Annotated in this window: 6 protein-coding genes and 2 pseudogenes; 3 read left to right on the forward strand and 5 right to left on the reverse strand. The window is 41.8% G+C overall.

Annotation, left to right across the window (positions count from 1 at the left end; genetic code table 11):
• Window positions 1-2 precede the first annotated feature (2 nt).
• Window positions 3-2,361, reverse strand: a pseudogene (locus tag D1367_RS03290) (putative PEP-binding protein).
• A 985-nt stretch (window positions 2,362-3,346) separates the two neighbouring features.
• Between D1367_RS03290 and D1367_RS03295 the strand changes: the two are divergent.
• The gene (locus D1367_RS03295; protein WP_118162763.1) at window positions 3,347-3,805 is read left to right on the forward strand and encodes an MgtC/SapB family protein; all 459 of its coding nucleotides are present in this window, start codon (window positions 3,347-3,349) and stop codon (window positions 3,803-3,805) included.
• Window positions 3,806-3,860: 55 nt separating this feature from the next.
• Here the strand turns inward: D1367_RS03295 and recF are convergent.
• A pseudogene (gene recF, locus D1367_RS03300) lies at window positions 3,861-4,983 on the reverse strand (DNA replication/repair protein RecF).
• Window positions 4,984-5,126: 143 nt separating this feature from the next.
• On the reverse strand, window positions 5,127-7,985 hold the full coding sequence (locus D1367_RS03305) for a cation-translocating P-type ATPase (RefSeq protein WP_118162765.1): 2,859 nt from the start codon (window positions 7,983-7,985) through the stop codon (window positions 5,127-5,129).
• A gap of 633 nt (window positions 7,986-8,618) precedes the next feature.
• Here D1367_RS03305 and D1367_RS03310 point away from each other — a divergent pair.
• Complete coding sequence (locus tag D1367_RS03310) at window positions 8,619-10,289, forward strand: transglutaminase-like domain-containing protein (protein WP_118162768.1); 1,671 nt, start codon at window positions 8,619-8,621, stop codon at window positions 10,287-10,289.
• A 416-nt stretch (window positions 10,290-10,705) separates the two neighbouring features.
• Here D1367_RS03310 and D1367_RS03315 read toward each other — a convergent pair whose 3' ends face one another.
• On the reverse strand, window positions 10,706-11,974 hold the full coding sequence (locus D1367_RS03315; protein ID WP_118162770.1) for a Gfo/Idh/MocA family oxidoreductase: 1,269 nt from the start codon (window positions 11,972-11,974) through the stop codon (window positions 10,706-10,708).
• Window positions 11,975-12,328: 354 nt separating this feature from the next.
• Here D1367_RS03315 and D1367_RS03320 point away from each other — a divergent pair, with 354 nt between their 5' ends.
• Window positions 12,329-12,703 (forward strand): ATP-binding protein, encoded by a 375-nt coding sequence (locus D1367_RS03320; RefSeq protein ID WP_118162773.1) that lies wholly within the window; start codon window positions 12,329-12,331, stop codon window positions 12,701-12,703.
• On the opposite strand, the gene D1367_RS03325 is transcribed toward D1367_RS03320, so the two are convergent.
• The gene (locus D1367_RS03325; RefSeq protein ID WP_118162775.1) at window positions 12,693-13,553 is read right to left on the reverse strand and encodes a PD-(D/E)XK nuclease family protein; all 861 of its coding nucleotides are present in this window, start codon (window positions 13,551-13,553) and stop codon (window positions 12,693-12,695) included. The two genes, D1367_RS03320 and D1367_RS03325, sit on opposite strands and share 11 nt — an antisense overlap.
• Window positions 13,554-13,574: the final 21 nt, after the last annotated feature.

The raw sequence follows: 13,574 nt of genomic DNA on the forward strand, positions 1-13,574 counted from the left end.
AGCTATGAAGCTCCCTCTTTTAATTCACGTCGTGCTGCTGCTAAGATTATCCGTTGTTCAGCACGAGCGATCGCTTGATATGTTCGCTCGACTGCTTCCGGTTCAACGGAAATGGAAGTTATACCCCATTCCACTAACTTATCAATGATTTCTGGATAGATGGCTGGTGCTTGACCGCAGATTGAACAAGGAATACCGGCACTTTTAGCCATTTGGATCAGTTGTGCGATCGCACTCATAACTGCCGGATGACGTTCATTAAATACTTTTCCTAGCTGTCCTTGCTCTCGATCTACTCCGAGCAATAATTGGGTCAAATCATTTGTACCAATAGAAATTCCGGCTGCACCTGCTTTGACATATTCTGGTAGTAAAAATAGGACGCTTGGCACTTCTGCCATCATCCACAATTGAAATTGTGACACCTCTGTTAAAAGAGCTTGCTCAACTTTACGACGGCAAAAGACAAATTCTTCCACAGTCCGCACAAAAGGCAATAGTAGATTTACATTGTTGTAACCAGCTTGCTGGACACTCGCTAAAGCTTGCAATTCTAACTCAAAGACTGCGGGATTTCGTAAATAGCTGAAAGTACCACGTTCACCCAACATCGATTGTGTTGAAGATTGTAAATTATCACTCAATGATGGTAAATCTTGCGGCCAATCTAAAGAACGATAAAAAACTGGTCTTGGTGCAAAGGCACTGGCAAATTGCATAATCTGCTCAGACCATAGCTCTAACAATTCTGCTTGCCGTCCGCCTAAAATCCAACTATTAGGATGTTGCCCAGACAATATATTTAGTACCATCAATTCTGAGCGCAACAATCCCACTCCATCCACAGGAAAGCTTTGCACTTGTTCTATTAAACTGGACTGACTCAAGTTAACCAGCAGTTGGGTAGCAATCATAGGTAGATGAGAAGTAACAGGATGGGATGAGGAAATAGAGGGATGGAGAAGATTTTCTGCCACTTTCCTCTTCTCCATCTCTCCCGTCCCACTTTCCCCTTCTTCTTTAATCCGATAAACTTCTCCTCTGTCGCCATCGAGTAGCAGTCGTTCGCCAGTTTGGATTAAGCTTGTCGCAGATGTTGCGTTAACTACTGCTGCGATACCTAATTCTCTGGCAAGAATTGCAGCGTGGCTGGTTAATCCGCCTTGTTCAGTAATAACACCACCAACTTGGTGCAGTAATGGTAACCAATCAGGTGCGATCGCTGTTATTACTAAAATCACTCCCTTGGGTAATTGTTCGGGTTTGTGCTGCGGATTATTAATTACTAGGGCAGTCGCCACAACTCGTCCTCCTGCCGCCCCTATTCCCCTAATGAAGTGTCTGTGGTTAATTACAGATTGGGGATAACTAACTTGTGTGATGTAGAGTTTGCCAGATGTATTTTGCTCGGCAATAGTCCATTTAATGGTAAAGTTTTGACCCAGTTCACTTACTAGTTGAGTTCCTAAAGCAATTATTTGCTGTATGTATTCTTCTTGTAGAGCGTATTGTTTTTGTTGGGCTTCCTGAATTAGGTAGGTATTTAGACAAGTGTGATCTGGTGTTAGGGCTGACTTGGGCGCGGGTTGCGAAAAAGCTTTAGGTGCTGCATCATCCACACCATAAGCGAGCATTTTATTGCCCAACTGTTGCTCAAGCACAACCCCAGTTGCTTGTTGAATGTAGTAAACATCTGGCTGGACTTCGCCAAGAGCGATTCGCAATTCCTAATCCCCAAGTAGCTTCAATTTCCCATCCAGAGGAGTTGGCACTTAGCAAGCCACTGGCGATCGCATTCTCAACAGGTTGAACCAAAACCGCTAAACTGATTTGTTGCAGGTTAATTCCTGCCCGTTGCCAATATAGGAGACTTCTAGCACGAAATATCTGGCTCCAGGTACGCTTGAGGGCAAAAGCGATCGCTTCTGGTTCGCACTGGCAAAACACCGACTCTAGCAAACCAGATATATTCTTCATCCCTAAAGTAGCATTTGATACTGCTAAGGTAGGTCGAAGAATCAAACAGCCAGTTTGCCATTCTCTAGCTGCTTGGAAAATTGTATTCACCCAATCCTGTGGCACAGTCGCAGTGAGAATTTCTTGACGCAAGCGACCTGCTACCTGCTGAAGTTGACGCCAATTAGCTACATCTAGGTGTAACGAAGAATGGGGTAAGTCAGCCACTAATGACTCTGAACTATTGAGATTTTCGAGAAATTGTCGTAAAACCTCTGCCGAAACGACAAAACCAGGCACCACCGGATAGCCACGCTGGATAATTTTGCTCAAGTAAAACGCTTTGTCGCCTACTTTGGCGCGGTCTTGTAGTTTAATTTGGTCTAGCCAGTAGAGTTTGTCCACTCAATTTGTTAGTTGTCAGTTATCTATTTGTAGCCATAGCCATTTCCTTCTGGTGGGTTATCAACCGTAAATCCACTGGCTTCCTACTAAAGGAAGAGTTTCCAGGATTTACGTTTAATTTGCCGACCTTATGAGGGCTGTAGCCCTCTCTTCGAGACGCTGCGCGAACACTACGAACTAATCTCAATATTTTTTACATTACTTAATCTAGTTTGATTTATTCTCACCGACTTACTTATTGCTGTAGTTCGACTCCTTTGTAAATCAAATATTTTCTTTCAATTAGCCTCTCTTCCGTAAAATCGGGGGTTTAGTAGTCGTTTGATCGAGTTGTAGATGGCGGTATCATATTTAATTATTGAGTGTATGGGTTAAATCTAGCAATTTAAGGTGGAATTTTATAGTTCACTCATTTTAAATATAGGACTTACGCAAGAGTTATGGAATAACGAACCGCAGAGGCACGGAGGACACAGAGAAATCAGAGTTTGAGAGATATTTTGCGGAAGTCCTAAAATAGTTAAAAACCTATTTAATAAACTTAAAATTTATTTTTGACCAAAATAATATTTGATTGGTAAATAATCCTAACAAGCTAAGATATTAAATTGCATCTAAAAAATATTCTCGAATTGATAGAATCAAAATATGATATAGGCTATTAAATTGCACTCATTTAATTAGACTCCATCAATAAAAGATTAAAATATTTTTGCACTATTTTTGTAAAAATCTTACTAATTAACCTAGTGTCTGTTTCATTAATTTTGCTGGGTTGTAGAGACGCGAAATTTCGCGTCTTTACAGGGTTTTGGTAACAAACTAATCAATCAGAATTAATGAGACAGAGCACTAGTAGCTGTGGCGAAAGTTTGCCTACCTTTAACAATGAGATTTTGCCCCAACTTTTGTTAATTTATATATATATTACCTAGATTTATGCCATGTTGTATTAGTATATAAAACTCTCTACCCAGACTAAGCATTGCCAAACACTTACTACCTTGCAACGAATGATTGGCTAAATATCAGTTTCCGGCTGTGCCTTGCATTGTTTATTGGAGCAATTATCGGCTTAGAACGCCAAATTAGGCGTAAACCAGCCGGTTTAAGAACTCACATGCTAGTGAGTTTCGGTTCAGCCGTGTTTACTCTCATAATTATGCAAACAGATGGATCACAGTCCAGTCGTGATGCACTTAGCCGCGTAATTCAGGGGATTGCAGCCGGTGTAGGGTTTCTCGGTGCTGGAGAAATTGTCCGCCAATCTTCTCAAGAATCACAGCGACTTGAAATTCACGGATTGACATCAGCAGCAGCTATTTGGGTTTCGGCTGCTTTGGGAATTGCTGCTGGCTGTGGTTTGTGGCAGTTAGGATTAATCGCTGCTTTGCTGACTTTTTTGGTTCTCACCGTTTTTAAAAGGTTAGAAAAACGTGATTAGTTATTAGTTAATGATCTATAAAACTCCGATTTTATTTTTGATAAGTCACAAACGACTAATTTGGGATTATTTCTCCTGCTTTCACAAAAAGAATTTGGGAGGACTTCAGCCACTGAGAATCAAAAGAACCCAAGTGAGTAGTAGTAATTAAAGTCTGAAAGCGGTCTTGAATAGCATCGAGTAATTGATTTTGGCGGGATAAATCTAGTTCGGCAAGAACATCATCCAGTAATAGCAATGGTGGCTCTTTAACGACTTCTTCAATTAATTGTAATTCTGCTAATTTTAAGGCTAGAACCAGCGTTCGTTGTTGACCTTGAGAACCATATTGACGAGCGGGTGTCTGGTTAATAGTTAATTCTATTTCGTCTCGATGGGGGCCAACAAGAGTAGTGCCTTGGTGCATTTCGGCGATCGCTCGTTGCTGGATTTTTGCTAAAAAAGCTTGCTGCACTTCTTCTGGACGGTTATCCTCTAAAGGAATATTCGGCAGGTACTTGATTTGGAGAGCTTCTGTACTGCCGCTAATACTGGCGTGCCAAGCACTAGCAATGGGAGCTAATCTTTGGATGGCGCGAATCGCGTCGTCTAATTACCCTGGTTCCTGTAGTAGCTAACTGTGCATCCCACACCGCCAATTCTGAGTGTAGAGATGTTGCATCTAACGTTTCTACATGGCGTTTTAAAAAGGCATTGCGCTGGCGTAACACATGGTTATATTGCTGCAAAATGTGAGCATAAACCGGTTCGAGTTGAATTAACAGTGTATCTAACCAGTTGCGGCGACCTTCCGGGCCGCTGCGTACTAGTTCTAAATCCAAACTAGAAAATTGGACTGCATTGAGAACGCCGAGAAAATCCATTTGACGGCGGATAGATTCACCATTGAGAGCAACGCTACGGCGACCATTGCGGCGGAGGGTTAAAGTCAGGTCACTAACGCCTGTTTGTCGCTCAAGGGTGGCATTAATTTGGGCTATGTCTTGCCCTTCTTGAACCAAATCGCGATCGCGGGTCATTCGGTGCGATCGCAATGTCGCCAGCAACTCCACCGCCTCCAACAAATTTGACTTTCCCTGAGCATTATTACCTACCAAAATTGTTTTCGCAGCAGTAAACTCAACCTTTTGGTCTTGATAATTGCGAAATTGTCGGAGGCTTAGAGTTTTGAGGTACATAACGAAAAGTTAGGAGTGAGGAGTGAGGAGTGAGGAGTGAGGAGTTAGGAATTTTAAGTTTTGAATGCAAAATTTTCTTAAACTCATAACTCATAACTCATAACTCATAACTTCTAACTCCTAACTCCCAACTCCTCACTTTTTCAGACAGCCTTTTTGCCCATAATCCGCAGAAATATCTTCTCCGCTTCAATCCAGACAAACATTAAGGCACTGAAGCCAATACAAACCCCCAACTCTTGCATATTCAGGTAGTGAGTACCAAAGAAATCTCGCAGGGGTGGGACGTAAACTAGCATCAACTGCAAAATCGTGGTGACGACAACAGCCGCTAGTACAAATATATTGGAGAAGGGATTCATCTCAATGGCCAGCCGGTTGTTAGAGCGAATGGCGATCGCATGTCCCATTTGGGCGAGACACAAGGTAGTAAATACCATTGTCTTCCAAGCATCCCGATTTCCCTGATACTCAGGGGCATGGGTATGTTGATAAGCCCACCACATTAAGGCAATGCTGATAATGGCAAAAATGATCCCAATGCGAATCATGTAAGAACCCAATCCCCTAGCGAAAATACTTTCGCGGGGACTAAAAGGCGGACGTTGCATCACATCCGGTTCTGGAGGTTCCACAGCTAATGCTAAAGCTGGTAAACCGTCTGTTACCAAGTTCATCCACAAAATTTGTAAGGGAGTAAGGGGAACGCCTCCCAAACCAATTAGGGGTGCGGCTGCAATGGTGAGAACTTCGCCAATGTTACTGCCCAAGATGTATTTAATAAAGCGGCGAATATTGGTGTAAACAACTCTACCTTCCTTGGTGGCGCTGACAATGGTGGCGAAGTTGTCATCAAGTAATACCATATCGCTGGCTTCTTTACTTACATCAGTGCCAGTAATGCCCATCGCAATACCGATGTCAGCTTGTTTGAGGGCTGGGGCATCGTTAACACCATCACCTGTCATCGCCACAAATCGACCCCGGCGTTGCAGTGCTTGGACAATTCGCAGTTTGTGTTCTGGGGAAACTCTGGCATAAATGCTCACCAGGTCAACGTTTTGCTCCAATTCCTCGTCACTCATCCGTTGCAATTCTTGACCTGTGAGGACGCGATCGCCTTCTTGGGCAATTCCCAAATCGGTAGCGATCGCTCGTGCTGTTAATTGGTGGTCACCAGTAATCATCACTGGGCGAATGCCTGCTTCTCGACACTCTTGCACAGCTGCCCTGACTTCTGGACGTGGGGCATCTAACATTCCCACTAATCCCAACCATACCAAGCCTTGCTCGGATGTTTCGTCTGAACCTTCTGGTGGGATTTCGGCGAGGGGTTTGTAGGCAAAACCTAGCACCCGCAAACCTTTACTCGCCATTTTGTCATTTTCTGCCAGAATTTTCTGGCGTTGATCTTCGGTTAAAGTACCCGTGTCATTACCCAAATGAATCTGAGTGCAACGTGCCAAGGTTAACTCTGGAGAACCTTTGGTAAACATTAAGTAAGGTTCAGATTGGATAAAACTAGCGATCGCTGGGTCAATGCCTCTCGAAGATGCGTCACCTGTAGCGACTCCCTCCACCTGAGAAATTACGCTCATCCGCTTCCGTTCTGAGGAAAAGGGAAACTCCCTAACTCTGGGTAATTTACTGTTCCACTGGTCTTTTTCAATTCCAGCTTTTCCCGCCAGTGTTAACAATGCTCCCTCTGTGGGATCTCCCAAAATCGCCCATTCACCTTGTTCTTTTTGCAACACTGAATCATTACAAATAGCACAGGCGACTGACAACGCTGAGATTTCTGGAGAGTTTTCTAGAGAAATTTTTTGACCATCTAGCTGAAAGTCTCCTGTGGGAGTGTAACCTTCGCCAATGACGCGAAAAGTTTTGTTATTGGTGAAAACCGATTGCACCACCATTTTATTTTGCGTCAGCGTACCGGTTTTATCAGAACAGATGGTAGTTACAGAACCCAATGTTTCCACTGCGGGGAGTTTGCGAATCAAGGCATTTTGGCGCACCATTCGCTGGGTTCCCAGCGCTAGAGTCACGGTAATTACAGCAGGTAAACCTTCTGGCACTACAGCAACCGCCATACTCAAGGAAACTTCCAAGAGTTCTTGGATATTGCTAAAACCTCTTGCCTGGATCACACCACCGATAACAACGATCGCCACAAGAATCAAGGAACCCGTAACTAGGACATTACCCAGTTGAGTCATCCGTTGCTGTAACGGTGTCGGTTCACTTTCCACCGACTGCAACATGGTGGCAATTTTGCCGAGTTCTGTAGTCATGCCGGTGTTAGTCACCAGAACCTTACCGCGTCCTTGGACGACTTCGGTTCCTTGAAACACGACATTTAGGCGATCGCCTAATGATGTTTCCTCCGGCAATTTTAGTGATGCCTGTTTATTCACGGCTTCGGCTTCACCAGTCAATGCCGACTCACGCACTTGTAAATTAGACTGTTCTATCAAACGTCCATCTGCGGCTATCTGCATCCCAGCTTCCAGCAGCATTACATCCCCTGGAACTAGTTCCTTAGCTGCTATCTCCACCAGTCTAGCGGCGCGGATGACTCGCACTAAGGGAGAGGTCATTTTTTTCAAAGCAGCCAAGGCTTTTTCGGCACGGCTTTCTTGGACGTAGCCGAGTATGCCATTGAGGATGACAATTGCTAAAATCGCGATTGTATCTTTAAAGGGCACTTCACCGGGCTTCAAGCTGCCCGATCGCAAAGCCACCAGGTCTAAAATCCCAGAAATCAGAGCCACGCCAATCAGCATCAACAACATAATGTTCTTGAACTGATCCAGCAGGATTTCCCAACTACTACGCCCAGCAGTTTCTTCAAGTTCGTTGGGGCCGTACTTTTGCAACCTCTGTTGAATTTCTTGGGGTGTTAAGCCACTGTCTGCATTACTATCGAGCAGGTCTAGCGCTTTATCAATTTCTAAACTATGCCAAACGGCGGCACCTTCAGGCAGAGAATTAGCAGACATCGTGTACGTCACAGGAAATGTTTACAAAATTCGATCATAATTTAGTGATGGCAGGAATTCCATCTTCTAAAGTTACATTCAGGCGATCGCCCAGTTGCATGAGTGTATCTGTAATTCTTAACATTTGTAAATTTATTTTTTTTCAGATAGTGTTATCTCTCACGAAAGAGTTTTTCGGAACAGATTTTACCGATAATTATGAGTACTGACAATTCAGTTATGTGGAAAAGTTAACCATTGACCTAACCCCCTAACCCCCAACTCGTCGCGGGAAGGGGGAAAGTTCAAAGTCTCTCTCCTTAAAGGATGAGAGAAATAGAAGTGAGGTTTTCCAGATGACCTGAATTGTCATAATTATGAGTAATAGAGCTTTTAAGCTTAGTTACAGAGCATCTGCGACAATTAATTTTAGGCTGCCATTGCTTTAATTTACATCTAGTCACTAGCCGAAATGCATGGCACGATTGCATTTTATTTTGAATTTTGTCCAAAGTTGAGCCAGTCGCTTGCGTATTTCCCCGCTCAAGTGAACTGGCGTGCCAGTAGGATTACCCGAACTAGGAAACTTTTCAAGGCAAATTTTGAATTTTGAATTGCTTAGGCGTGCTAAACCATTCAATAAATATGCTTAATATGAGTTTTGCACTCCCCACTTTGACCGTTAGCCAGATGTTTGGGCAAAAGACAATTCGACCGCTTACTGCTGCTACCCTGTGTGGCATTACTTTCATTAAAGACAGACTGATTGCCATTGACAGTATTAATGGGTATCTACTAGAAATTGATCCCACCTCTGACAACAGCAAAATTATTAATCCCCATCAAGTTAAAGAATTTACTGATGTCACTGGTCTAGCTGCGTGGGAAGATACCCTGTGGGTGAGCCGAGAAAATAGTGTTTACTTGTGCAATCTCAATGCTTTGGGTCTGGAACATTTTGTGACATTGCCTTATCCTGCTGACGGCGTTGCTGTTTGGGAAACAACAGTTTATGTCAGCAGCCAAAGGCTAGGCTACATTCTGATTTATGACCGCGAAACGCGAAAAGAGATTACCAGGTTTTATGCCCCAGGCGTTGGGATAGAGAATTTAGCAGTCACCCAGGAAATGCTGTGGATTTGCGATCGCACCGAACAATCAGTTTATGCAATGGATAGAGCCACCGGAGAACTTCAATTCAGTGTTCTGACACCCTTTGAATGTCCTACAGGTATAGCAATCCATAAAAATGACGAAACAGGCAAAGAAAGTATTTACGTTGCCTACGCCTCAGAGGAGGCTTATATCCGAGATAACCCAAATGCCGATCCGAGTCATGAGTTAACATTCCGCGATCGCACTTTTATTCACCCCCTGTATTATCATTACGATCCAGATAAGCGCTATGCCCTCTCTAATGGCTATCTGATTGAAATGTCTTATGCTGAGGAAATTGCCCCCTTAGACGAGGTTTATTTACCTGAGGTCGAATGGCGCATCGCCTTACCATCGGAAACAGAGCGGCAAAAGGTGAAACACGTTGAACCTATTGGTATACCTTTTACCGAAGAAGTGATAGATGGGCAACGTGTAGCAGTCTTTAAATTTGATTCTCTTGCTCCAGGTGAACGGCATATATTTGGCTGGAAAGCTCTTTTGGAAGTTCGCGGTATTAAGTATCGCATCACACCCAGAGATGTAGAAGATATACCTGAACTATCCCCAGAATTAGAAACACGCTACCTAGTGGATGACGACGATTTAGCAATGGATACTACCATTGTTCGCCGTGCCGCCAGAGAAGCGATCGGTTCTGAAACCAATGTGCTGCGGAAAATGCACAGCATCCGTAACTACGTCTATGATGAGTTGTCCTACGGTATTAAACCTTACATTGACACGCCAGATACAGTTTTAGAACGGGGCGTTGGTTCCTGTGGCGAATATGTCGGCGTTTTACTTGCCCTATCCCGTTTAAATGGCATCCCCTGCCGCACCGTAGGTAGGTACAAATGCCCTCCCCATAGTGACTTAGTAGGAGTGCCGCTACAACCCGACTTTAATCATGTTTGGTTGGAGTTCTACGTCCCAAATTTTGGCTGGTTGCCAATGGAATCAAATCCCGATGATATAGGTGAAGGTGGCCCTTATCCGACGCGCTTTTTTATGGGCTTATGCTGGTATCACATTGAAATTGGCAAAGGTATCACCTTTGAAACCGTGACAAGTCAAGGTGAGCGGCTAACTAAAGAAGATATCCCCATCGGCGATTTGGCGATAAATCATATCCGGTTCACAATTCTTAAAGAGTTACCGCCTTTTTAAATTTCTTCGGTTTATTTACCAAAAAGGGGAAAAGGGGTCTTGGGTTTGGGGAAAAGGAAAGGATAAAAAACTTTTCCCCACAAGGTAACCAGCCAAGTATTTTTAAATATGGAGAATAAAAAAAGAAGATTTTTAAGACACGTAGTGCGATAACTTAGCAGTGTCCATACTTGAAACCCCTGCTTTTAAGTATGGGGTTCCCTTTCCCCCTTTCCCTTTCTTCGTCCAAATTATGCTTTTTAATTAGCTCCTGTTTATCAGGATTATTGAGCCAGTCTTCTAGAGCCTCAGCGATACAATCGCTGAGGCTTTTATCTTATGATCTCTTTCCCAAAGCGGAAGCTGATGTATTTTGAGAAAAAGATCAACTGGTTTTTACTACTCACTTATTACTGGTAAAAAACGAGAGATTTCAGCTAATTTTTACTCAAAAATGAGTTCTTGTTTTGAGAATGGATGCTGTTCTTGTCTTTAACAGATTGCCAAATATTTTGAATTAGCATAATCTGCTTACCGATGGGTACATAACTATCAAGAGACAAAACTTGCTTTTGATTTTGAAAATCTTCAAAGTTATGGTGGAATGCAGTATAGATTTTTATATTCATCTGTAATAGTTGATCGTCAACAAAGTTTAAAACTATTTTTTCTCGATTTTTACAGATATTATCACCTACAATAATTAATTTACCAGTACGAATAGCAAAATCACCAGAACGGTCAAATTTAATCCAGAAATCTACTTCTATATCGGGCTGAGTACTATCTTCATCAAAATAAATTTTTAAATAGCGTTCTTGAATATCCCATAGCGGATGTTCATTTTTTATCAAAGGGTCGGGTAACAAATCGATGCTAGACTGGATATAAACTCTATCTTTGATATTTTCTGTTTGATAAATAACGTTAACTAATGTATTCGTACCATTTACTTCTGGAATCGAGAGATAATCATTAAAATCAATTATTCCTATTGAAGATAGTAATTGTAAAACATGAGGTAATTCAAGTAGTGACGGATCTGTAGCGTATGCCAAACCATTTTCTTTAGAAAAATTAGCTTCTACTTTATATAAATTATAAATACTCGGATTATTACCGGGAGTGAGTAAAATTTCTTGTTTTTTTTGCTTGATAAGTTTCTGGAGTTCTCGCTTAATAAACTTAGGAATATCTGAATAATACCATTGAGAGGCAACTGCTGCTTTTATCTGATGTTTGTCAATAACTTCTAGAAGTTGCTCCATTTGTTGTAGGTTTATTACAACTGGCTTGGGCAGAATAAAATTTTTGATGCCCGCTTCAATATATAGCATTAGTTGTTCATAAACTAATTCTGGCTTTAAGCAAATTTCAATTACCTGCCTTGCTTTTTGTTGATTATTTAATAATTTAAAATAGTTATTGTACCATTGATGAAAACTCTGAAATAGATAAGTGTGTGGTTTCTTCTTGCCCAAAACGCTATCAGCAAATGAAGAGGGACTAATTACTGGGTCAACAATAGCTGCGATCTCCCAAAAATATCCATCTTTAGCATATTTAGTTCCAATATAATTTTTACCATAACGTCCATAACCAACAATTGTTGTTTGAAAATTTGAAGCTTGATCATAAAAATGAGGCTGACTTTCGGGAGTTTCGATGAAAACCGAGTTAGGCAATAATTTCAATGGCTCTTTCATATTCCTCTGTGATTAGTTATTTAGTTTGACAATAAATAACAGAACGTTTTCAATAATGGAGATCAAAAAAAATTCTTTATTTAAACCCCTAGCTTTAGACATGGGGTATTCTGCTGAATATATTCTGATTTTTCATTCCCTCTCATTCAGCTTATGTGCAATAAAGAAGAAAATTGTAAAGTAGGGATTAAATGTATGTTTTATTGCATGAACTAGACAACAATCTTTGACTTAAATTGTGCCAGTATATTATAAAGATTGATGCTGAAAATTAAAGTTGATGAGATTATCTGGATTAATGGGAGCATGACTTTTAAAGCAATTTGACTTGCTGGGCAGTTAAACCAAGTATTTATGAATATTTTAGTAAATGCGATCGATGCTTTAGAAGATTCATCAGTTACATCTCGGTGGACAACAAAAAAACGACTAAAAACGGATAATCCCCGAATTTATATTCGCACCAAATTACTAACACCAAATCAAGTCACAATTGGCATTGCCGACAACGGACTCGGAATACCAGAAAATGTTAAAAAGCAACTATTTAATCCCTTTTTTACGACCAAGACCGTTGGAAAAGGTACGGGTATGGGGCTGGCTATTAGTCACCAAATTATCACAGAAAGACATGGCGGCTCTTTAGAATGCATTTCGCAACCAGGAGTTGGTGCTGAGTTTATCATTCGCATTCCCCTAATTCAACAACGTCAAATTTCTAACCCCTGATATTAACTCTTAAACTTGGCAGTGGATATGATTGATGCTGCTTAAAATTGGCAAACTCACAGATGGAGTTAAATGGACAAAAGCGACAGTGAGAGCCAGGATTTGGGGGGAAAATTTTACTGAAATTAGTAGTTTCTTGCTGATATTTTTGCAAATCGTGCTGGTGCTTGTGGGCAATATTTGCTAACTCAAATTTTAAGTATTCTAATTCACTATTATTGATGCTAATTAACTCAGAGTTTTTACATATTTCTAAATTATAAAATGATGCAACAGCTTCTCGTCCAGGGTAAAGGTAACGAGCAGCTAATAAGTAAACTAATGCCTGTCGTCGGTCAAAAGCCGATTTACCAGTTTTAAAATCTAAAATATGTATTGTGCGATCGCTCTCAATGAAAACGCAGTCCATAGCCGCATATAAGCGAAAGCAATAATCTTCTTGTTCAACTACTATCGGTTTAGGAAAGCCTTCATCACCCGGAGTTAATTGGATAATATCTTTATCCAAAAGCAACGGCGCATCGTGATATTTTTTCAGAATTTGCAGCACGCGTTGCTGGACTTGCTCGCTTGAGTTGCCTAATTTAAGTAGCTGTGCAACTCTTTCTACACCATCGGCTTGCTTCAACAGATACCTGTGATGATGAAACTCATAAATGCCTTTTTGGGCGAGTATGCCAATGCGCTGGGGTGCGGTGGCTTGCCCTAAAAGCGCTTTGACTTGTGGTTCGTGTTGCCGTGCTTTGATAAACCCCCGTCTCATCTGGCAATGCCAGCGTTCTTGCCCGGTTGCTGGGGCAACTAGAGACCAAAGGTGATAACTGGCAAAAGGTCGATCGGGGGTTGACATTGCTCAGAAACAGTGAGAGAA

The organism is Nostoc sphaeroides (assembly GCF_003443655.1).
Lineage (GTDB): Bacteria > Cyanobacteriota > Cyanobacteriia > Cyanobacteriales > Nostocaceae > Nostoc > Nostoc sphaeroides.